Origin of the sequence: Marinobacter sp. (genome assembly GCF_041686475.1) — a bacterium.
Lineage (GTDB): Bacteria > Pseudomonadota > Gammaproteobacteria > Pseudomonadales > Oleiphilaceae > Marinobacter.
Genome location: NZ_JAWLDU010000018.1, coordinates 1 through 20,678, shown reverse-complemented (window position 1 = coordinate 20,678; position 20,678 = coordinate 1). Strand labels below are relative to the sequence as shown.

20 protein-coding genes and 1 pseudogene are annotated in these 20,678 nt (G+C 59.4%); 8 read left to right on the top strand and 13 right to left on the bottom strand.

Features of this window, described 5'->3' with window-relative positions:
• Positions 1 to 173, bottom strand: a 173-nt coding sequence (locus ACESMB_RS06250) for an SDR family NAD(P)-dependent oxidoreductase (protein ID WP_372971144.1), incomplete at its 3' end; no start/stop codon positions are given.
• A 175-nt stretch (positions 174 to 348) separates the two neighbouring features.
• On the opposite strand from ACESMB_RS06250, the gene ACESMB_RS06245 reads away from it, so the two are divergent.
• Complete coding sequence (locus ACESMB_RS06245; protein ID WP_372926068.1) at positions 349 to 1,209, top strand: PA4780 family RIO1-like protein kinase; 861 nt, start codon at positions 349 to 351, stop codon at positions 1,207 to 1,209.
• Here the strand turns inward: ACESMB_RS06245 and ACESMB_RS06240 are convergent.
• The 6 genes from ACESMB_RS06240 to ACESMB_RS06215 form a co-directional block, all read right to left on the bottom strand.
• A complete protein-coding gene (locus tag ACESMB_RS06240) occupies positions 1,206 to 1,601 on the bottom strand; it encodes a hypothetical protein (RefSeq protein WP_372926067.1) in 396 nt (131 codons plus the stop codon). The two genes, ACESMB_RS06245 and ACESMB_RS06240, sit on opposite strands and share 4 nt — an antisense overlap.
• Before the next feature lie 79 nt (positions 1,602 to 1,680).
• The gene (locus ACESMB_RS06235) at positions 1,681 to 2,355 is read right to left on the bottom strand and encodes a spermidine synthase (RefSeq protein WP_372971125.1); all 675 of its coding nucleotides are present in this window, start codon (positions 2,353 to 2,355) and stop codon (positions 1,681 to 1,683) included.
• A complete protein-coding gene (locus ACESMB_RS06230) occupies positions 2,356 to 2,700 on the bottom strand; it encodes a YdbL family protein (RefSeq protein WP_372926065.1) in 345 nt (114 codons plus the stop codon). It abuts the gene before it with no gap.
• 29 nt (positions 2,701 to 2,729) lie between these two features.
• Positions 2,730 to 2,948: a YnbE family lipoprotein gene (locus tag ACESMB_RS06225; RefSeq protein WP_372926064.1), complete on the bottom strand. Its 219-nt coding sequence runs from the start codon at positions 2,946 to 2,948 to the stop codon at positions 2,730 to 2,732.
• Between the two features lie 12 nt (positions 2,949 to 2,960).
• On the bottom strand, positions 2,961 to 4,889 hold the full coding sequence (locus ACESMB_RS06220) for a YdbH domain-containing protein (RefSeq protein WP_372971124.1): 1,929 nt from the start codon (positions 4,887 to 4,889) through the stop codon (positions 2,961 to 2,963).
• A gap of 7 nt (positions 4,890 to 4,896) precedes the next feature.
• Positions 4,897 to 5,079 carry a hypothetical protein gene (locus ACESMB_RS06215; RefSeq protein ID WP_372926062.1) on the bottom strand — a complete coding sequence of 61 codons (183 nt, stop codon included), beginning with the start codon at positions 5,077 to 5,079 and terminating at the stop codon, positions 4,897 to 4,899.
• A 52-nt stretch (positions 5,080 to 5,131) separates the two neighbouring features.
• Here ACESMB_RS06215 and ACESMB_RS06210 point away from each other — a divergent pair, with 52 nt between their 5' ends.
• The gene (locus ACESMB_RS06210; protein ID WP_372926090.1) at positions 5,132 to 5,248 is read left to right on the top strand and encodes an NlpC/P60 family protein; all 117 of its coding nucleotides are present in this window, start codon (positions 5,132 to 5,134) and stop codon (positions 5,246 to 5,248) included.
• Here ACESMB_RS06210 and ACESMB_RS06205 read toward each other — a convergent pair.
• Positions 5,245 to 6,285 carry a sodium:calcium antiporter gene (locus tag ACESMB_RS06205; protein WP_372971123.1) on the bottom strand — a complete coding sequence of 347 codons (1,041 nt, stop codon included), beginning with the start codon at positions 6,283 to 6,285 and terminating at the stop codon, positions 5,245 to 5,247. The genes ACESMB_RS06210 and ACESMB_RS06205 overlap by 4 nt on opposite strands.
• Positions 6,286 to 6,366: 81 nt before the next feature.
• On the opposite strand from ACESMB_RS06205, the gene ftsH reads away from it, so the two are divergent.
• The 4 genes from ftsH to ACESMB_RS06185 all read left to right on the top strand — a co-directional run bounded on the left by ftsH (position 6,367) and on the right by ACESMB_RS06185 (position 13,255).
• Positions 6,367 to 8,259 (top strand): ATP-dependent zinc metalloprotease FtsH, encoded by a 1,893-nt coding sequence (ftsH, locus tag ACESMB_RS06200; protein ID WP_372926060.1) that lies wholly within the window; start codon positions 6,367 to 6,369, stop codon positions 8,257 to 8,259.
• 83 nt (positions 8,260 to 8,342) lie between these two features.
• Complete coding sequence (locus ACESMB_RS06195; RefSeq protein WP_372971122.1) at positions 8,343 to 9,461, top strand: sensor domain-containing diguanylate cyclase; 1,119 nt, start codon at positions 8,343 to 8,345, stop codon at positions 9,459 to 9,461.
• Positions 9,462 to 9,482: 21 nt separating this feature from the next.
• The gene (locus ACESMB_RS06190; RefSeq protein WP_372926057.1) at positions 9,483 to 10,538 is read left to right on the top strand and encodes an alpha/beta hydrolase; all 1,056 of its coding nucleotides are present in this window, start codon (positions 9,483 to 9,485) and stop codon (positions 10,536 to 10,538) included.
• Positions 10,539 to 10,684: 146 nt separating this feature from the next.
• Positions 10,685 to 13,255 carry an FAD-dependent oxidoreductase gene (locus ACESMB_RS06185; protein WP_372971121.1) on the top strand — a complete coding sequence of 857 codons (2,571 nt, stop codon included), beginning with the start codon at positions 10,685 to 10,687 and terminating at the stop codon, positions 13,253 to 13,255.
• A gap of 39 nt (positions 13,256 to 13,294) precedes the next feature.
• Here ACESMB_RS06185 and ACESMB_RS06180 read toward each other — a convergent pair.
• A pseudogene (locus tag ACESMB_RS06180) lies at positions 13,295 to 13,369 on the bottom strand (hypothetical protein); the annotation flags it as partial.
• Positions 13,370 to 13,690: 321 nt separating this feature from the next.
• Here ACESMB_RS06180 and ACESMB_RS06175 point away from each other — a divergent pair.
• Positions 13,691 to 14,818 (top strand): GlxA family transcriptional regulator, encoded by a 1,128-nt coding sequence (locus ACESMB_RS06175; protein WP_372926055.1) that lies wholly within the window; start codon positions 13,691 to 13,693, stop codon positions 14,816 to 14,818.
• Here the strand turns inward: ACESMB_RS06175 and ACESMB_RS06170 are convergent.
• From ACESMB_RS06170 to ACESMB_RS06155, 4 genes are all read right to left on the bottom strand, one after another.
• Complete coding sequence (locus ACESMB_RS06170) at positions 14,810 to 16,546, bottom strand: formate--tetrahydrofolate ligase (RefSeq protein WP_372926054.1); 1,737 nt, start codon at positions 16,544 to 16,546, stop codon at positions 14,810 to 14,812. The genes ACESMB_RS06175 and ACESMB_RS06170 overlap by 9 nt on opposite strands.
• On the bottom strand, positions 16,527 to 17,456 hold the full coding sequence (locus tag ACESMB_RS06165; protein ID WP_372926053.1) for a methylenetetrahydrofolate reductase: 930 nt from the start codon (positions 17,454 to 17,456) through the stop codon (positions 16,527 to 16,529). The genes ACESMB_RS06170 and ACESMB_RS06165 overlap by 20 nt, the downstream gene beginning before the upstream one ends.
• Before the next feature lie 76 nt (positions 17,457 to 17,532).
• On the bottom strand, positions 17,533 to 18,894 hold the full coding sequence (locus ACESMB_RS06160) for a glycine cleavage T C-terminal barrel domain-containing protein (RefSeq protein WP_372971120.1): 1,362 nt from the start codon (positions 18,892 to 18,894) through the stop codon (positions 17,533 to 17,535).
• Between the two features lie 136 nt (positions 18,895 to 19,030).
• Positions 19,031 to 20,380: a hypothetical protein gene (locus ACESMB_RS06155; protein ID WP_372926051.1), complete on the bottom strand. Its 1,350-nt coding sequence runs from the start codon at positions 20,378 to 20,380 to the stop codon at positions 19,031 to 19,033.
• A gap of 197 nt (positions 20,381 to 20,577) precedes the next feature.
• On the opposite strand from ACESMB_RS06155, the gene ACESMB_RS06150 reads away from it, so the two are divergent.
• The coding region (locus tag ACESMB_RS06150; protein WP_372971143.1) for a DUF2721 domain-containing protein at positions 20,578 to 20,678 on the top strand (101 nt) is incomplete at its 3' end.

Below are 20,678 nucleotides of genomic sequence, written 5' to 3'. Positions count from 1 at the left end.
CGGGCAATCATTACCCGCTCGCTGCCGCCCAGTTCGCTCTGCAGGTGTTTCAACTTGTCTTCCGAGCGGGCCGACAGAACCAGTCGGTAACCTGCCTTTTGCGCCGCCCGTGCCGTTGCCTCACCGATCCCGGAAGAAGCCCCGGTAATCAGCATGACCGGATCATTGCTCATAAATTCTCTCCTGCTTCATATGTGGTAACCAGTGTTGCAGATTAGCTACGCGAGCTGAAGCAGTTGCAGATCACTTCTTGCATGAGGGTTCTGGCGTCAATATCAGGTAGTATACGGCCAGACGTGCCGGCCAGAATGATTTGCCGGCCAGGCGAACCAGGCAACCGACGGATTTATGAAGATACCGAAACGATTACAGCCCCTTGTCGACGACGGCATGGTGGACGAAGTGTTGTATCAGTTGATGAGCGGCAAGGAAGCACAGGTATTTGTGGTGCGTTGTGGCGACAGTGTGCGCTGCGCCAAGGTCTACAAAGAGGCCCAGAAACGCAGCTTCAAGCAGGCCGTGCAATACCAGGAAGGCCGCAAGGTTCGCAATACCCGCCGAGCCCGCGCCATGGGCAAGAAAACCCGCTACGGCCAGAAGGAACAGGAAGATGCCTGGCTGAACGCCGAAGTTGATGCCCTGTACCAGTTGGCAGGCGCCGGTGTGCGCGTGCCGGAACCGTTCGGGTTTGTGGACGGCGTGCTGTTGATGGAAATGATTGCCGATGAAGACGGCAAGGCCGCGCCGCAACTGGGCGAAGTATCACTGACCCCTGAACAGGCGCGGAATTACCATGACAAGGTGATTGCGGATGTAGTACGCATGCTCAGCGCCGGTCTGATTCACGGTGATCTGTCAGAATTCAATGTGCTAGTGGACGCTACCGGACCGGTGATTATCGATCTGCCCCAGGCCGTCAACGCAGCCGGGAACAACAGCGCCGAACAGATGCTGGAACGGGACGTGGATAACATGCGCCGCTATTTCGGCCGTTTCGCACCGGAACTGCTGAACACCGATTACGGCAAGGAAATCTGGGCACTCTACGAGTCCGGCGAGCTTCATCCCGACAGCCGGCTGACCGGCTGCTTCGAGCACGACACTGAGAATGCCGACGTGGACGAACTCATGGCGGTTATTGATGCCGCAAAGGAAGAGGAACGGGAACGCCAGGAGCGGGCCAGGGACGCTGAGGAAGGCGACGACTAGCCCGGTTCACCGACAAACCTGCCCACCACGCGATCTGACAGCATCAGGTGGGCAAGTGCCGGATACGGCAGGTAATGGCTCAGCAGGAATATGACCGACCCGGTATCCAGCCCGGAGGACAGCCCGACATAGGCGGCCCAGGCCAGGAACAACGCGCCCAGAAAGCCGCCGTAGGACCACAGCACCCGGGCCCGCTCATCGCCGGTCGGCACCCGCTTCAATATGCGGGCCACCGACCAGCTGATATAGGCCGCAATCAACGCCGCGATAACGACCGAAACCAACACCCCTGTCAATCCGAACAGAAACCGTGCCAGATAGTTGGTGAGAAAAAACAGAACAATGGCGCTGACAGCAATGATGGTTACCCGCGAACGCTTCAGATCTTCCATAGACAGAATCCCGGCTGGTTAAATCAGATAGTTTGCACTGTTTTAACATTCCGGGAATCAAGAAGCGACTTTGCTTCCGCTACCAGGCCAGCCAGATCACGTGACGGGCGCCTTTACCCGGTCGCAGGGCGCGCACGGTCACTGGCTCCACGGAAAATCCGGCGCGGCGCAGCCTCTCGGTAAACGCATGTTCGGGGCCTGCAGACCAATAGGCCAGAATGCCATTCGGGCTCAGGGATTTCTGCGCCGCCGCAATGCCGGCGGGAGAGTAGATCCAGTTATTTTCCTTGCGGGTGAGCCCTTCCGGGCCGTTGTCCACATCCAGCAGGATTGCATCCCAGTTGCCATTGCCTTTGCGCAGGAGTTCTGCCACGTCGCCGATGTGGACACTGGCCCTGGCATCGTTCAGGGGATATCCAGCCGCAAGCCCCAACGGCCCCCGGTTCCACTCTTCAACTTCCGGAACCAGCTCGGCCACGGTTACCCGGGCGTCGTCCGCCAGGGTCGACAAGGCTGCCGCCAGGGTGAAACCCATTCCCAGGCCGCCAATCAGCACACGGGGGCCGCTCAGCCCTGCAAGGCGCTCGCAGGCAAGCGTGGCCAGGGCATCTTCAGAACCGTGTAACCGGCTGTTCATCAACTCACCGGTTGTACCGGCAATTTTTATGGAAAATTCATCATTACGCTGCAGCAGGCGCAACCGGGTTCCATTGCCCGGAATGGTTGCAGTGCCGATTTCCTCAAAGCGGGCCATCTATTTTCTGACCCACTCACCATCCATCAGGATGTATTGCCCAGCCGGTGTTTTCTCCAGCGCTTTCTGGCCGGCCACGGTTTCCACCTGGGTGACCGGAATGTCATGCTTCTCAGCGATGCGGGCGTACTCGTCCCGGCGGGCCTTGTTGATGGCTTCAACAATACCGCGGGCGTCTCCGTCTGCCTTGACCACCTCCAGATATCCCGTAGGCGTTTCACCCACCAGGCCCTGCTGTTTTGCGGTCTCCAGCTGGTTTTTGGCCTCTTCCAGACCCATCGAAAATGCCGGCAGGGCCAGGCAAAGTGCAAGGATAAACGCGCCGAGTTGTACGAACCGTTTCATGAGTGACTCCCTGGATTCCCAATTGACCATCAGAACAAGCCCTTTTCGCCGAAGAGTTCATCCACGTCTTCGTCCACTTTTACGTAGATTTCGTGTTCAATCTTGACGTTAAGATTTACGGTGATGGGCTCCTTGGGCGCCTCCATCCTTACCGTGGGCGTACACGCCGCCAGACCCAGGGCAAGCGCCAGAATAGCCAGCGCGTTGCGACTCTTACCGGGCCAATTGCCCGACCTGTATCCGTCCATCTGCCTTACTCCCTATTGGTTTCCTGGCTCACCTGACTGGCCCTTCGCATCCCGTTTCTGTATCAGGTCACGCACCTTCTCCGTCACGGCTTCGTTGACCCGGCCACTGAGCTGCAGGCTGGTGAGCAACGCCGGAATGTCTTCTTCAAGGTTAATGTTGAGCACGATCGGGTGTCCATCGCGCACGTCGGGGCTGCTACCCTCCAGACGCAGCCCCAGCACCAACCTGCCATCCTGATCGTAGTCTACCGTGCTGTTGAGCACGGTGTAGTTAAAGTTTTCCATGGCCTTTACTACCAGTGCCATGGCCTCATTGTTCTGCGCCATGCCCCGCAGCCGCTCTGCCGGCAGTTTCAGCGTGCCACCGGGCGAAACCGCTTCAACCTGTCCCGCTTCAATGCTGACACCCTGATGATCAAACTGCACAGGTACCGTGCCCCTGAGCACGCCGGTTCCTGCCAGCCCCTCCGCAGGGTATATCTGCATCAGTTCCGACAGGCGAACGCCGTCCAGCTCAAGCGGAACCCTCACCGGTAACTCCGAGAGCTGCCACTGGCCGGACTCGATAGCAACGTTGCCACCCAGAAATGCGGAGGACGCCTGTTCCAGCGTCACAGTGCCGGCTGCAAGTTGCCCGGTGTCAGCCTGGTAGCCACCGGCAACGCGGATATTGCTGACGGGGATACCGGGATTAACAGCATCAAGATCCAGGCCAGACGTGCGGACATCCAGCCGCTCGCCCGAGAAATTAACGGCCAACCTGCCACTGAGACCCGACCAGGCCATGCGGGCGAACAGCCCGCTGGCACCATCAAACGCTACCTCTCCCCGGCCCTGGATTCCCTCGGACGGGACACGCAGCTTCACGCTAGTTCTGACGCTCCCCTCGTCGATCTCGAGCTCCCTGGGCCAGACGGTGAACGTATTCGCCATTTGGAGGCCTCCCTTTGCGCCGGAGACTGTCATTTGAGCTTCAATCTCCAGCGTACCATCGAAGGAGAATCTCAGCCCGACATCGGCTTCCGTGCCCGCATCCGCGGAAAGCCGGCCGTCGAAACTGAGGCCTTGCAGACTGGCATGTAACTGTCCGGCAAGGCGCCAGGGTTGCGGAAGCAGTTGCGGCTGGTGGATTGCGGCTGCTGTTGCCTCCAGAGATCCATCGAAATCCAGCTTCTCCAGCGCCATGGACTGCAGGTCATACGCCGCTGTCAGTTTCGTGCCGGTCAGGCTAACCCTGAGTGTGTCGATCTGCGAAAGCTCACCGGGTACTTCGAGCCGGGCAAGTTCAAGATAGCTGTCACCACTGACATCCAGGGTCGCGGACTGCTCATCGGCGCTGCCTGCCACCACCAGGCTTGTCCGCCCCTCCCCGAGCCGCCAGCCGGCATGAGTCATCGATGGAATCGGAGCTTCTATCTTCATGGAACGGGTAACGAGGTTACGCTCCTCCGGCGCCGAAATCCCTGAAACAGCCAGATCCCCTGTGGCACGGATACCGTCCGGGAGTGTCAGCTCCAACTGATCGATATCTATATTGTCAGGCAACCAGTCAGGCAACTGGCGCGGAATACTGCCAGGGCTCTCCGGCGCCGTCTCTGATTGCTCGCTGTCACCGGGCCAGGCTGGTACATCCACCGTTAACCGCCCCACCCGGACCACATTCGGCATCGGGCCATGCCAGTGCCAGCTCCAGCCCAGCGACAGCTCCTCTCCCTCGGCGGCGTAGAGATGACCGCCTCGCTCCTGGCTCACGGTGAAGCCTTCCAGCTGGACACCGGCCAGGGAGATCTCCATGCCCTGCCACTGAACATTGCGGATGCTGTTCAGCTGCTGCCATTCCTCCCAGGCAACCCGGGCATACCAGGCCCCGGCGAGTAACAGCACAAGGAGCAGTGCCAGCAACCAGAACAGAAAGCGACGAATTGTGATCAGACGAACCATGATTGGATCACTGTCCGCGCCAGTTCACTGTGTAGAGATCGTGCCGGCGATCTTTCAGGTTTTTGACCGTACCGCTGTTGCGGGCAAAAGGCGGGCTCATTGAAACCTCGAGGCTGGAAGCGTCTATCCATAGTTCGCGAAACGGGCTCAGGCCGTCAAGTGGCGTTTTCAGGAACACAAATCGAAGCAAACTTTAACCTGACAGCGGAACGCCCGGACCCTTAAAGTAGCAGCATGCGGGCATCTACATGGGCGGCGACAGCTTCATTCACTCATCCACCTCGGTCGGCGTGACCCACTCGTCACTCAACGGCCACTACTGGCGGGATCGCTTCAGCCAGGCAAGACGATTTGATTAACCGCCTGCGAGCAATAGCACTACACCCATTACGTAGAGCACCATAATCACCACGCTTTCCATGCCGATCTGGCCGATGCCATGGCGCTCACGGCGGATCAGCCCCATCATCAGCACTCCAGACATCAGCAGGGTGAGCACCGCCCAGAATTTCGAATCCTCCGGCATGGCATGGTAGATCGAGCCCTCCCGGTAGGCGATATCGGAAGCTGCGGTAAACAGGGTATCGAAAGCATTACCGCCGATGATCCCGCCAACCGCAAGCGTCAGCGCGCCACGCCGCACGGCCGCAACGGATGTCACCAGCTCGGGAATCGACGTACTGATCGCCGTCAGCATGACTCCGACCACCGTTTGCGTCATGTTGGTCTTGTCCGCGATAACCGTTGCGGCGGGCTCCAGTGTCCAGCCGGCAACCCCCAGTATTGCCATCAGCACAATAAACTCGACCGAAAGCCGAAGCAGCGGCGGCATGACGTTTACATCGTCGGGCTTGTCCTCCCGCGTGTCCCTGGTAATGGAAGGCCGCCACATGGGTGACTCGTTTGCACCCCGGACCAGGTAGATACCATAGATATAGACACCCAGCATGACCGGCGTTACCGGGTGAACGCCGGCAATGGTGTACTCCGGCAGGTAGGGCGCGAAGAGGATCAGTGACAGCAGGCAAATCAGCAGGCCGTTCTGCATCATGTTCGGAACCGATGCGGCGGCGTGCTCCAGGTTGGCACGGCGATAGACCATATCTGCCACTGCCAGGAAAAACGTCTGCACCGCGATTCCGCCCAGGGCGTTGCTCACGGCCAGTTCCGCATGGCCATTCCAAGCCGCCGTCACGGAAAGCACGGACCCACCCAGCGATGTGGACGCCCCCAGCAACACCGCACCTGCAGCAGCTTCACCTATGCCGGTGCGATCCGCCAGCTGGTCCACTACCCTCGTGATACGCGTGCCCGCCATGGCGATCACTGCCGCGCACAGGCAGAACACAATACTGCCCTGCAACAGGGTCCAGCTTTCCGGTTCCAGTGGAATCATGCTTCTATCCCTTGCCTCCTGAACAGTCGCGGTGTAAAACACCATTGGCAGGAGATTCTACAGCCATGAAGACGGAGCACCATGAGCCAGACGCAAAAGCCCCAGCAGCCAGAGCAACCGCAAAACCCACAAGTACCTGCCCAATACTCGTTTTTATGGTTGAGCGCTGCAATCATTCTGATGTTTTTCTGGCTCCAGGACGGTCAACAGCCAAGGGTCAGCGAACTCCCCTACTCGCAATTCAAGGAAGCGGTCGCCAGCGACCATGTGGAAGAAGTCAGCCTTCGGGCCGACCATATCGACGGCAAGTTGACGGAGGAAGGCAGCAGAGCCTGGGCCGAGGACAGCGACTCGCTGCAATTCCACAGCGTTCGCCCCCCGATAGAAGATCCGGACCTGCTGCCACTGCTCGAATCCCATACCGTTACCATCAGCGCCCGACCGGCAGAGCCCCCGGCATGGCAACAGGTGCTGACCAGTGTCCTGCCCTGGTTGCTGTTTCTTGCGCTGATGTTCTGGTTCTGGTCTTACGCCCAGCGCCGCATGATGCAGGGCGGTGGTGGCGGTGCTTTGGGTTTCAACCGATCCAAGGCCCGCAGGGTAGAAAAGCAGTTCTCCAAAACCAGGCTGTCGGACGTGGCAGGCATCGAGTCCGCCAAACGGGACATCACGGAAATCATTGACTTCCTGACTGCTCCGGAGAAATACAAGGCGCTTGGGGCCGACATGCCCACAGGCATCCTGCTGGTTGGTCCGCCAGGAACCGGCAAGACACTGCTGGCCAAGGCCATTGCCGGGGAAGCCGACGTACCCTTTTTCAGCATCAGTGCGTCCGAGTTTATCGAGATGTTCGTTGGCGTTGGTGCTGCGCGGGTTCGGGACATGTTCGACACCGCCCGCAAAGAAGCACCCGCGCTTATTTTTATCGATGAACTTGATGCTATCGGGCGCTCCCGTGGCGCCGGTTTCGGTGGCGGCCACGACGAACGTGAGCAGACCCTCAACCAGATACTGACAGAAATGGACGGCTTTGAAGGCCACGAGAACGTGGTTGTTCTGGCCGCAACCAACCGCCCGGACGTTCTCGACAGCGCCCTGCTTCGGCCTGGGCGATTTGACCGCAAGGTAACGCTGGACCGGCCCCACAAGGAGGCCCGCAAAGCCATTCTGGAAGTTCACGTCCGGAAGGTACCCTTGGACAGCGATATCGACCTGGAAGAGGTGGCCGCACGCACCATTGGTTTTGCCGGTGCCGACCTGAAAAACCTTGTCAACGAAGCAGCCCTCACCGCTGCCAGGCTCGACCTGAAAAAGGTCAACAACAAATGTTTCGAGCACGCACGTGACCGGATCGTACTGGGCGAGGAGCGCGACGCCGAACTCACCCACGAGGAAAAAGAGGTGGTGGCCTACCACGAATGCGGGCATGCCATCATGGCCTACTTCATGCCCAAGGCCGACCCCCTGACACGAGTGACGATTATCCCCCACGGTATGGCGATGGGGGTCACCGAACAGACACCCAAGGAAGACCGCTACAATTACACCGAAAGCTACCTGACCGATCGTATCAAGGTGATGCTTGGCGGCCGTTCGTCGGAAAAACTGATTTATGGCGAGGTCAGCACCGGCGCCCAGAACGACCTCAAGGAAGCCACCAAGCTGCTGAGGCGCATGTTCGGGCAATGGGGCATGAGTGAGAAAATCGGCCCGCTGGGCCTGGGGATTGGCGAAGAGCATGTCTTCCTTGGCCGTGAAATGGGGCAGCCAAGGGAATACAGCGAGCACATGGCGGAACTGATCGATATTGAGGTTCAGGCAAAACTGATCGAGCTCGAGAAAGCGACGGTAAGCTTCCTCTCAGAGCACCGCCAGCAGCTGGAAACCCTGGCAAAAGCGGTTATCGACAGAGAAACACTCTCGGCCACCGAAATTCACCAGATTCTGGAACCCGGCGAACAGCAACAGGCCTGACAGGACCTGTTTGCGATCGTAGACTCAGGTGCTGATTGCGGGATAATATCAGGGCTCGCGCTATAGACGGATTTATAAACGCTATGGATTCAGCACCCGGGAACGACCTCAATGCCATCCAGACAGAACTGGGCCGTCTTGAAGCCTACCGACGGCGAATCTATCTGGGTGTTCTTATCCTGACCATTGCCATTATCCTGCTCAGCTGGGCATTTCGGGAAAATGGCGACCCCTTCATTGCAGTAGCCTATCCGGTGTTTGCGGTGGTACTTGCCGGACTTTGCGTTGCCCTGTGGCGCGGAGCCACCTCACTCAGAATCATGGAAATCACCCTTGTTGCCACTGTGAGCACCATGATCCTCAGCCGCCTTGCCTGGCACTTCGGATTCGGCGACCCACTGGGTGATCACCTTCTGCTGTTGGCCGGGGGGCACTATTGGGCCGTGGGCATTCTGATTGTCGGCGGTTTCATCACTCTTGGCTATCGCGGTGGCCTGGTGACCGGCGTAGCAACGTTCCTGTTCTCCGGAGCATTGGCGACCTACGAAGTACTGGGTTGCTTCCTGGCTGCGGGAGAGCATTGCCATAACTGGGTCTATCTCGCGCGCATCCACCTGTTCCTGGCGGTGCTATTGGCTCTGACCAGTGCCGGAACGTTTCTGCGTGAGCGTATATGGAGTGCTTTTACACGGGCAGAAACACTGCAGCACTGGGCCAACACGGATCCCCTTTGCGGGCTGGCAAATCGCCGCGGTGCAGACCATTTCCTGTCGGCCGAAGCTGCGCTGGCAGACCGCTACCAACGGCCGCTGACCATCATTCTTATTGATATTGACCAGTTCAAGGGCATCAATGATGACCATGGCCACAAGGTCGGGGATTGCGTGATTTGCGAGCTTGCAGACATTCTTTCCAACACCGTGCGGGGGGTAGACCTGGCAGCCCGCTGGGGTGGGGATGAATTCCTGGTAGCGACACCGGGCGTTGATCTTCGCGCCGCCCGCCACGCTGCCGAACGTTGCCGAAGAGCCGTGGAAAAATCTCCCATTGCCGGTGTGTCGGTGACGGTGACCGTCGGTATCGCCGAATACCTCCCCGGCAAAGGAACCGACGACGCGATCAATCGCGCTGACGCCATGCTCTACAGGGCCAAGGCCGCAGGCCGCAACCGGGTTATTACCGAAGCCTGCGAACTGGCGTGATTCGAGATATAAGGTTGATTGATGATCTGGTTTGTACTGGCATTGCTGCTATTGATTGTTCTGATAACGGTTCTGGTACTTCGGGGTGAAAACCTCGCACACCTGGACAGGGAGGACTTCCCGAAAAAGGATTACACCCCCAGCCCCGGCCACAACGAGGTGCTGGAAGCCATCAGGGACATGAGCCGGTCCGCCAGGGGTCTGAAGGGCAAGGCCCGGCTGATGGCCCTGCGCAAGCACATGGACGGACTCAGCGAGGGGCGCGAATTCGTTTCGGAATTCCGTTCTCCCGAAGCCAGTGCACCAAAAGGGGAATGGGTGCTGGCCCCCGGGGTGGATACCCGGCGGCGGATACTCTACATTCACGGCGGCGCCTGGGTAGCCGGTAGCCCCCAAAGCCATCGCTCCATCACTGACCGCCTGTCAAAGGTAGCCAATGCCGCTGTGTTTGCCGTGGATTACCGATTGCTGCCGGAGCATCGTTACCGGGAAGGGCTCAGGGACTGCCAGGAAGCCTATCAATGGATGCTGGATCATGGCCCTGACGGTCCGGAACCGGCAGGGTTTGTGGTAGTGGCCGGAGACTCGGCCGGTGGCAGCCATGCCCTGGTGCTGATAGCGTGGATTCGTGACCAAGGGCTGCGCCAGGCAGACGCCGCAGTTGCCCTGTCGCCATCAACCGACCTGACGCTGACCGCGCCGAGTAACCGCGACAATATCAAAACAGACCCCTTGCTTGGTCCTACTTTCGGCAGCCTGATGCGGGTACCGCTGCCGGTACTCTGGTGGCTGAGTTTTTTCGGCATGCGCCTGTCACCCTCCAGCCCCCAGGCATCGCCATTGCGGGGAAATCTGGAAAATCTGCCGCCGGTGCTGATCCACGCCAGCGACTCCGAAATGCTGCTGGACAACGCCCGGCGTTACGTCAACAAAGCAAAAGACTCGGGGTCACCGGTGGAGCTTGAAACCTGGCCCGGCATGGTGCACGTTTGGCACATGTTCCCTGACATGCTGCCCGAAGCCGAAGAAGCCTTTGATAATATTGGAGAATTCCTGAAAAGAGTTGAACGGCGCTAAGGCTGTTTCCTGGCCCTTCTGCCCTTGCCGTTTTTGGACGGCTTGGTGTCGTATTGGATTTACCACCCCGCGGCAATCGGGGCCACATTGAAGCAGGGCCGTGCGGATACACACGCCGGCGTTCAATGTGGGAAAAGGGGGCCGATATGGCACAATTACCGAAACGTGCAAAAGTCGTAATCATTGGCCAGGGTGGTATCGTCGGATCCTCAGTAGCTCACCATCTGATTGAGTTGGGCTGGGATGACATCGTGGGGCTGGAAAAGTCTGCCATTCCCTCAGACATCAGTTCCACCTCCCACGCCTCGGATTTCTGCTTCACCACGTCCCACGACAAGCTGAATATCTACACCACCAAATACAGCCAGGCTTTCTACGAAAAACGGGGCAACTATGTGAAATGTGGCGGCATGGAGGTAGCCCGCGTCGACGATGACGAGCGTATGGACGAACTCCGCCGCAAGGTAGGTTCCGGCAAGGCTTTCGGCACCAACGTCAGCATGATTTCCCCCAGCCAGGCGAAAGAACTGTTTCCGTTGCTGGAAGAAAGCCAGATCCAGGGTGCCATGTGGGACCCGGATGCCGGCCTGGTCGTGCCGCGCTCCCAGAGGGTCGCCGGTGACCTGGTTGAGGAGGCCGTAGCCACCGGCAAACTCCAGGCTTTTGCCTACACGCCCGCGATTCGTATTGATGTCCAGGATGGCAGGGTTTGTGGCGTTGAGACCCGCAAAGGCTACATCGAAACCGAATACGTGGTGCTGTCCATGGGCATCTGGGGCCCCTTGATGGCGAAGACTGCCAACACGCCTCTGCCACTTATGCCGCTGGAACACCCGTTGCTGTTTTTCGGCCCCTACGAAGAGCTCGCCGGCAGCGGCAAGCAGATTGTTTATCCGCTGTTCCGCGACCAGGGCAACTCCGCCTATATCCGGGACACCGGCGATCCTACCACCACCGAGGGTGGTCGCATCGAGTGGGGCTATTACGAGGCAGAGAATCCGCGGCTGGTTTACCCCGGCGCCATTGCCGAGCCCGAAGATGCGCGGATGTCGCCTTCCATGCGGGACCTTTCCCTGGACCAGGTCATGGATGCCTACGAGAAAGCCATCGAAATGACGCCAATCCTGGGCGAACTGGGCTGGGAGGAAAAGCATTCCTTCAATGGCCTGCTGTCGGTCACACCCGATGGCGGTTCATTGATGGGTGAATCCCCGGAAGTGAGCAACCTGTGGTTCTGCGAGGCAGTCTGGGTGAAGGATGGCCCAGGGGCGGGCAAAATCCTGGCGGACTGGATGACCCATGGGTCGCCAGAGATGGACCCCCATAGCATCGACATCGCCCGCCACTACCCGTTGCAGAAGACACCGGACTACGTTTACAACCGTTGCTACGAGACCGCAAAGAAAATCTACACCCCGGCAGTTCACCCGCGGGAGCCCTACATGACCGGTCGTGGCATGCGGACCAGCCCGTTCTACCTGCGGGAAGTTGAGCTGGGCGCCTACTTCATGGAAGCCGCCGGTTGGGAACGGGCCCACGGCTACGCCGTCAACGAGTTCACCCTGCTGGCAAAATACCGCGACCGTATTCCGGTGAGGGAACATGAGTGGGACGCACGGCATTTCTGGGAAGTGTCTAACGCCGAGCAACTGGAAATGAGCGAGTCCGTGGGCATGATCAACCTGTCCCACTTTGCCATCTTCGATATCTCCGGCGACGATGCGGAAGCGCTGCTGGAATACCTGTCGGTGGCCAAAGTCGGCGGCACCACGCCCCACGGCAAAGGCGTCTACACCCACTTCCTCGACGAACGCGGTGGTGTACGCTCTGACCTGACCATTATCCGCCGGGGGGACAATGATTATCGCGTGGTCTGCGGTGGCGACACCGGTCACCGGGACTATTGCTGGATTACGCGCATGGCCCGCGAGAAGGGCCTGGACAACATCCATCTGCAGGACCGTACTGACGAGCTGGCCACCCTGGGGCTCTGGGGCCCGAAAGCCCGGGAAACCCTGGCGCAGTTCGTCACTGACCCGGACCAGCTGTCGGCGGAGAACTTCCCGTTTGCCACTGCACGGGAACTGAATATCCGGGGCGCTCCTGTCTGGGCGTTCCGCATTTCCTACGTGGGCGAGCAGGGCTGGGAGCTTTACTTCCCGTTCAGCTACGGCCTGCGGGTCTGGGACCTGTTATTCGAAGCCGGCGTGGCACCGGTGGGCATCGAAACCTACGCCAACAGCCGGCGCATGGAGAAAAGCCTGCGGCTGCAGAATGTGGACCTGGAAACCGAATACAACCTCTACGAGGCCGGACTGCAGCGGCCCAAGGTCAAGGAAGCGGATTTCCACGGCAAGGCTGCCTATCTGGAACAGCGGGAACGCCCCCGTCAGGCGGCCTACCTTTGCACCATGACCATGACAGAACACCGGGACGCCAACGGCGTGCTGCGCTATCCGGTGGGCCAGTGGCCGATACTGGATCCGCAAACCGGCGACGTACTGGTGGACAGCCACGGCCGCCGATCCTATAACACCAGCATAGCCTGGGGGCCTTCGGTGGGCAGGAACATTCTGCTGGGTTACATTCCCGACGAGTACGCTCAGGAAGGCCGGGAGCTGACCCTGGAGTACTTCCAGGAGCACTATCCCATTCGCATCGAGGCAGTGGGTTACCGGGCGCTGTTTGATCCCGACAACGAGCGAGTCAAATCGTGAGCAGCAACTTGGTCGCCCTGCAATCCACAGGGTTCCGGTGCTTCGAATCTGTTCAAGGCGGGCCGGCATTTCATCGGGGTCGATCCGGTCTGGCCGTTCGCCTTCCAACCCCATCATCACGGCGGGGCCGGTGCCATGGCCCTTGCCAGTGGCCCCCAGAGTAACGCCACTGGTGCGCCGCCACGTGCTTGCTGGCGACACCGGAACGATGATTTACGACAGCATGGCAGGTCGCGTCGAGACCATCCCGAAACCTTGAATGTCGCATTTGGACCAGTGGCATTCTGATTGCAGCTTTAGACTGGAGCCAGATTGGAACTGATCACTTATTGCACTATTGAAGTGCAACAACTAGTGTTCAGGTTGTGGTGGTTAACATGGGTATACCGGGTATTGACTGCCACACCAGGCCCAGGCGGGGCAAGGGGGTTAATCATGACCACTGATACAGGCTCGCTCACAAACAGGCCTTCTCAAGAGCCCTACCGGGTAGGTTTTCTGCTGATCGAAAACTTCACCCTGATTGCCCTTGCGACCGCTGTTGAACCCCTTCGCGTAGCCAACCAGCTGGCTGGTACCGAACTGTATTCCTGGAAACTCCTTACCGCAACCGGCGGTTACGCCCGCGCCAGTGATGGCATTACCATGGTGCCGGACGCCTCCATTCAGGAAGAACACAGCTTTGATCTGGTCATTGTTGTTGCCGGCATTGACGTTACCCGCAGTTTCTCCCGTCAGGAAGTCACCTGGCTGAAACAGATGGGCCGGCGGCATGTCCTGCTCGGGGCGGTTTGTACCGGACCTTATGTGCTGGCCAGCGCTGGCATGCTGGACGGCTATTCCTGCAGTGCCCACTGGGAGTGCCTGGAAGCCATGCAGGAGCGCTTTCCCCGGGTCCAGACCAACAACCGCCTGTTCACCGTCGAGCGTGAGCGCATGACCTGCACCGGCGGTACGGTGCCCATGCACATGATGCTCAGTTTTCTGGCACGGCGTCATGGCCAGGAGCTGAGTAATGCGGTATCCCACATGTTTGTCTGTGACCGGGTGCGGGAGGAAAGCGAACAGCAACCCATGCCTATGCATCCCAGACTGGCCTGTGCGCAACCCAAGCTGGCAGAAGCTGCCCAGTTGATGGAAGCCAATATCGAGGAGCCCATCGAATTACAGGAGCTGGCGACACTGGCGGGCATATCGCGCCGCCAACTGGAGCGGCTGTTCCTTAAACACATGGGCTGCACGCCCTCGCGGTATTACCTGCGGGTAAGGCTGAACCGCGCACGCCGGCTGCTCAAGCAGACCTCCTGTTCCATTGTGGAGATTGCCTCCATGTGCGGCTTTGTTTCTGCCACCCACTTCAGCCGCTGCTATCGCAAGACCATGGGACGGGCGCCCAAGTACGAACGGATGGAATTCTTCACGCCCGCCAGGACCGATGGCTCCCTGGCAGACACCATGGCGAGTTTGCCATCTTCGTCATTGCAGGCGCTGAAGCGGGCCCGTACCGAACCCACCTACGGCACCTTTGAAGGCCCGCGCGAAGAGGATACCGTCTCAGGTTAACCCCACCACAAGGCCATTCTCATCCAGGGCAATGTCCAGGGCGGCAGGACGCCGGGGCAGTCCGGGCATGGTCATGATGTCACCACACACCGCCACCACGAAGCCGGCGCCGGCTGCCAGGCGCACTTCCCTGACCGGCAGCATATGGCCGGATGGCGCACCTTTCAACGAGGAATCCGCCGAGAAGCTGTACTGGGTCTTGGCAATGCACACTGGCAGATGCCCGAACCCCAGGCTTTGATACTCCTCCAGTTGCCGCTTAGCGACCGTTGTGAACTCCACACTTCCTGCGTGGTAGATGCGGGTCGCAATGGTGCGGATCTTATCCGCAAGCGGCAGGCTGTCCTTATAAAGGAATTCAATCTCCGGCGTGCCCTCGTCCATCTGGTCAAGCACCGCCTGGGCCAGTTCAGTGGCGCCTTCTCCTCCGGTTGCCCAGTGATCGGCCGGTACCGCTCTCACGCCCAGCTCTTTGCTGATGGACTGGACCAGAGCCATTTCCTCTTCCGTGTCATCCGGAAAGCGGTTGATGCACACCACCGGGGTCAACCCGAATTGTTGCATGTTGCGGATATGGCGCTCCAGGTTGGCAGCGCCCTTGCGCAGCGCCGCCAGGTCGGGAATGCCCAGTTGGCTGCGGGGAACTCCGCCCTGCATTTTGAGTGCGCGAATGGTACAGACCACCACGGCGGCGTCCGGTCGCAGACCGGTATGACGGCACTTGATGTCAATGAATTTCTCCGCGCCCAGGTCGGCACCGAATCCGGCCTCGGTCACCACTACATCGTTCAGGGCCAGGGCGGCGCGGGTGGCGGTGACGGAATTACAGCCATGAGCAATATTGGCAAATGGCCCACCATGGATGAATACTGGATTATGTTCCAGACTCTGCACCAGGTTTGGTTGCAGCGCCTCTTTCAGCAGCACCGTCAGCGAGCCCTCCACACCGAGGTCGCGAACGGTGACCGGAGACATGTCGGAACGCCGCCCCACGATGATATTGCCCAATCGCTGCTTTAGGTCCGCGCGCCCGTCCGCCAGGCACAGAATCGCCATGATTTCTGACGAAACGGTGATGTCAAAGCCGGTCTCCCGGGGCACACCATGGGCAGCACCACCCAGGCCAGACACCATGTTGCGCAGTGAACGGTCAGTGATGTCCAGCACTCTTCGCCAGCTTACATGGCGCGGGTCCAGACCGGCTTCGTTACCCCAGTGGATGTGGTTGTCAATCAGCGATGCCAGCAGATTGTGGGCAGAGGTAATGGCGTGGAAATCGCCATTGAAATGCAGGTTGATATCCTCCATCGGAATCACCTGGGCACGGCCGCCGCCGGCTGCGCCGCCCTTCATGCCGAAACAGGGGCCGAGGGACGGCTCCCGCAGGCACACGGAAGAGCTCACCCCCAGACGATTGAAACCGTCATTCAGCCCCACACTGGTGGTAGTCTTGCCCTCCCCGGCCGGCGTCGGAGTGATGGCGGTCACCAGCACCAGCCTGCCCCTGGGGGCAGTTGCGGAGGTGTCCACGTAGGCCATGTCCAGTTTGGCTTTATAGTGACCAAATGGCACCAGGCTTTCGGCCGGCAGGCCGAAGCGTTGCTGGGCCAGCAGCAGCATGGACTGTGGCTGGACCGAGCGGGCAATCTCGATATCCGGGGTGCCAGGCGGCAGAAATTCCGCCGGTGCCGGCGTTGCGGATGTCAGTTTACTGTACTGAAGACTCATGGAACTGTCCCCTCTGGTCCTCGAGGGACCCGCTATGCTCTTGAATCCACTGTGCCGACTGGCGCAGTCCACCAAACGGAAACAGGTGGATACCCCGCAGCAGGGTATCCGGGTTATCCAGGCAATACCGGACCAGCGCCTGCACCATGCCGTCCGGTGTCCAGGAACGCAGCAGTCGCGCGCTTCCAGGGCGACGCAACATCGCTCGGGCGGACACGCCAACCCCGCATTGTGCGGCGTAAGCGATGAGTGTTTTCATCCGGGTCGGTCCGGCCATGCCAATGTCGACAGGCACCTCTTCCAAAACGTCACCCAGGCTCTGCAGCCAGTCGATCACCACATCCGCGTCGAACGTGAACTGGGTTACCACCCACAGCCGGGTTGAGGTGCTGCGGGCGTATTCCCGCTTGATACCGAGGGCCTGGCCAAGGGTGGCCCGGTCCGCCATCGGGTGCCCGTCCGGGTGCGCTGCAACGCCAATTCCGTGAAACCTGAACTGGGCCAGCAGGCCCGATTCGAGCACCGCCAGGGTGTCCGGAAATGGGCCGGCTACCGAGTCACTGTCGCCGGCAATCAGCAACAGCCGGTCAATATGGCTTTCATCCAGTTGTGACAGCCAGTCCCGTAATTGACCACGGCTCTCGGCCATGCGGGCGGGCACGTGGGGAATCGGCTGCATACCCAGACTCAGGAGGTGCCGGCAGGCTTCCAGCGTATCGCTGAACTGGCCCTTCGGCAGGAAGGGTACATAGACACAGGTACCTGCAGGCAAAAGATCCGACAGATACTCCGTTGTCAGTATCTGGCGCGGTGTCGCCTCGAGGGAGGCCCCGCGCACCAGGGCGTGGAGCTTTGCTGTTGCCTCGTCATCCTGGCTATTGAACGGCTGTTTTTCATTCACCAGCTTCATGAACCACGCCCCCATTGCTACCCGTGTACACCAGGCAAAGGTCAGGCGCCTGCAAGCGCCTGACCTGCCAGATCTGCTAGTCGGCGAAGTCGATACCCTTCGCACGGGCCCGTTCGCGGGCGTTGGGATTTACCGATGGCCGGAAGGGCACTTCCACCACTTCCGCCTCCACTGCGGTGGAACCATCTGCTGCGGCATACTCTACCGGCAGGTGCACTGTCAGACGGGTGCCCACAGTGCGCAGGTCAAACGGCACATAGGCCAGTGCTATGTTGGTCTCCAGCTCCGGCGAATACCACGGCGATGTAACGTAACCTTCCGGCTCGCCACCATCGGGCCCGCTGATCAACCAGAAATCATTGGCATAGTCCGTTACCGGGCTGCCGCCAAAGCGGATTCCCACCATGATGTGACTGAACGGCGGACGACCGGCATCGATCTGTTCGCGAACCCTTTCCAGCTTCTGCTTGCCGATGTAGTCCGCGTCCTTGTTGCGCGGCACCTGGTACGCAAGGGCGCACTGGAATGGCAGGGTTTCCTGATCCACATCCTGACCCCAGGAAAGAATGCCCGCGGCAATGCGACGGTGGTGTGCGGGTGCAATCACTCTTAGATTGTGGGGCTCACCCGCTGCAAGCACGGTGTACCAGAGATCCTCGGCGTACTTGGTGGCTTCTTTCAGGTAGATCTCGTAGCCCTTCTCGCCGGTGAAACCGGTCTGGGAAACGATCACGTCGTGGCCGGCAACCTGGGCTTCCATCAGCCCGTAATAGGGAATGTCCCTCACCTTTTCCCCGAACAGATCGGCCATGAGCGCCTCGGATTTCGGACCCTGGATCTGTACCGGGGCCACATCGACCTCCGCGATAGTGACATTGAAGCCCATACCGATGTTCACACCCCGCATCCAGAGTTCCAGATCACTGTCGGAGAGCGAGAACCAGAATTCATCCTCGGCGACCCGCAGCAACACCGGGTCATTGATGATGCCACCCTCCTCATTGCAGAGGATGACGTACTTGCCACGCATGGGTTTTATCTTGGTGGCGTCCCGGGTGATCACGTAGTTCACAAACCGTTCCGCATCCGGGCCCTTGACCTGGATCTGGCGTTCTACCGCCACATTCCACATGGTCACGTCGTGAACCAGGGACTCATATTCCAGCATGGCACCACCATCCTCGTTGCGAGTATAGCCACGGGGGTGGTACATACGGTTGTAAACGGTAGCCCGCCAGCACCCGGCCTCGTACGACAGGTGCCAGTAGGGTGACTTGCGAACCCGTGTGGAAATCAGCATTTCCACCGGCGTGGGGCCGGACTGACGCAGGTTGACGGGAACACGACGATCAGACTGATCGACGCTGCCGGGCTGGCGCGCGGCACCTGCCCGTTGTTGCGGATAATCCAGAAGTGCTTTTTCGAATTTAATGGCCATTGCTATCTCCCCCTACCGGGTTGTCGATAGCTCTAATGTGATCCTGTTTGCGTTTATCGGATGGAACCAATACGACACCGGCACAACCAAAAACGTCAGAGGGATGGCCGTCGCCATCCCTCTCGTTTCCGCCGCGTCAGTCGTGGGGTATCGGGTCCGGGTTCCGGTCCCATCCCACCATGGCAAGTGTCGCCACCACACCGATCAGCAGACCGATCCAGGGTTCGAAGAACGCCAGGGCGGCACCAATCAGCACGACGGTTCCCCGGGACGCATTGTCCCTGGGAATGGACATGGCGATATAGGCACAGGCAAAACCGGTGAGCACCAGGGTGAGTGAAAGCGCGATGCCCAGCAGCGGCTTGAGGCCTGTCAGCAACGGCAGCAGGAAGTAGATAAACGGCAACCCCATAAGGTAATAGGATGCAAGACCACTGTGAAGGCTGCCCATCGCCTGGGGCCCCTGCTTCCAGCGCTGTACCACAATCACGTGGACACCGGTCCACACCGCCCCCTGGGTGGGGAAAAACGGGGCAAAGATCCCCATCACTGCGTTACGGATCGACAGTGAGAAATGGGTACGGTTGAGGTTGATGTCGATGTGCTCGTCGGTACGGGTCTGCATGCCGTCCCGCAGTACTTCGTTACCGGTGACAATGTCGCCGAACAGGATAATGTAGGCAATCAGCGCCAGCGGAATGCTCTGGGCAATCATCTCCATGCTGGGCCAGCCATTAACCAGCGGCGATGCCTTGGCAATCGCCTCTGACAGTGGTGGCACCACAAAGCCCCACTGGATATCGAAACTCACCTCGCCCACGAACGGCCCTACCGCAGCAGCAATAAGGAAGCCCGGCAGTAATCCAAGCGCACCCAGCATGAAGAAGAACCGGTTACGGGCCTTGAGCTTCTGCATGGGCACAGAAAAGGTAAAGATCAGGCAGATGGCGCATGCCAGTGTGGTAGCAATGGGCTGCTCGAGCAGAAAACGCTCGGCATCGTCGATAAAGACGCGTTTGAGAGCCGCAATGGAGGCCCCCAGAATAATACCTGCCTTGAGGGTGTCCGGCAGCCAGATTACGAATCGTCGCCCGAGCCCGGTAATCCCCAGAATAAAAACCAGTGAGGCGAACACCAGCGAGAGCGCCGTCATGGCCTGGAAACGACTGGACGGATCCTCATACCCACCAATCACAAAGGCCAGGATCAGGGGCAGCGCAGGCGTTATCCACCCGCCGGCGTAGGGCTCACCGAAAAAGATCACCGCCGAAGCAATGAGGAAGGCATGGATCATGGAAAGGGCGACGGCTTCTTCAAAGCTCAGGCCAAAGTAGGCCGTCATCACCGGAATCAGCGCCAGGCCCGTTGCTGCAGATACCATCAGCCCCTGCAGGAATTCCGACCAGCAAAGCCTGGTGTGATAGAAGGGTACCCGGAAGGTAAACGGGCCCCACCGCCAGCCCGCAAGCTCTTGTCTTTCTGCCATTTCAGATTACCCGCTTGTCGTTATATTTGTAGTGGTCTGAGTATGGAAAGGGTTCGGGTATTCTGCGAATGAATTTTTCTGATTGGCATTGATAAACAGTACTGATAACCAATACCGGAAGGTTCTCTGGCCAACGCCACCAACCGGCTATAGACTGGTAGCGGCTTGCCCGGGACTCAACCATCAAGGAGCAGACGTTGACACTGACCACCCCCGCCCTTCTATTCCCCGCCATTTCGTTACTGTTACTGGCCTATACCAATCGCTTTCTTGTACTCGCCCAGCTTATCCGCCAGCT

Coding starts and splice junctions, on each gene's coding strand:
- ACESMB_RS06195 (WP_372971122.1), top strand. CDS start 8,343: ATGGATTCAGCACCCGGGAACGACCTCAATGCCATCCAGACAGAACTG.
- ACESMB_RS06240 (WP_372926067.1), bottom strand. CDS start 1,601: ATGGAAGATCTGAAGCGTTCGCGGGTAACCATCATTGCTGTCAGCGCC.
- ACESMB_RS06155 (WP_372926051.1), bottom strand. CDS start 20,380: ATGGCAGAAAGACAAGAGCTTGCGGGCTGGCGGTGGGGCCCGTTTACC.
- ACESMB_RS06185 (WP_372971121.1), top strand. CDS start 10,685: ATGGCACAATTACCGAAACGTGCAAAAGTCGTAATCATTGGCCAGGGT.
- ACESMB_RS06165 (WP_372926053.1), bottom strand. CDS start 17,456: ATGAAGCTGGTGAATGAAAAACAGCCGTTCAATAGCCAGGATGACGAG.
- ACESMB_RS06225 (WP_372926064.1), bottom strand. CDS start 2,948: ATGGACGGATACAGGTCGGGCAATTGGCCCGGTAAGAGTCGCAACGCG.
- ACESMB_RS06175 (WP_372926055.1), top strand. CDS start 13,691: ATGACCACTGATACAGGCTCGCTCACAAACAGGCCTTCTCAAGAGCCC.
- ACESMB_RS06160 (WP_372971120.1), bottom strand. CDS start 18,894: ATGGCCATTAAATTCGAAAAAGCACTTCTGGATTATCCGCAACAACGG.
- ACESMB_RS06220 (WP_372971124.1), bottom strand. CDS start 4,889: ATGGTTCGTCTGATCACAATTCGTCGCTTTCTGTTCTGGTTGCTGGCA.
- ACESMB_RS06245 (WP_372926068.1), top strand. CDS start 349: ATGAAGATACCGAAACGATTACAGCCCCTTGTCGACGACGGCATGGTG.
- ACESMB_RS06205 (WP_372971123.1), bottom strand. CDS start 6,285: ATGATTCCACTGGAACCGGAAAGCTGGACCCTGTTGCAGGGCAGTATT.
- ftsH (WP_372926060.1), top strand. CDS start 6,367: ATGAGCCAGACGCAAAAGCCCCAGCAGCCAGAGCAACCGCAAAACCCA.
- ACESMB_RS06235 (WP_372971125.1), bottom strand. CDS start 2,355: ATGGCCCGCTTTGAGGAAATCGGCACTGCAACCATTCCGGGCAATGGA.
- ACESMB_RS06170 (WP_372926054.1), bottom strand. CDS start 16,546: ATGAGTCTTCAGTACAGTAAACTGACATCCGCAACGCCGGCACCGGCG.
- ACESMB_RS06190 (WP_372926057.1), top strand. CDS start 9,483: ATGATCTGGTTTGTACTGGCATTGCTGCTATTGATTGTTCTGATAACG.
- ACESMB_RS06230 (WP_372926065.1), bottom strand. CDS start 2,700: ATGAAACGGTTCGTACAACTCGGCGCGTTTATCCTTGCACTTTGCCTG.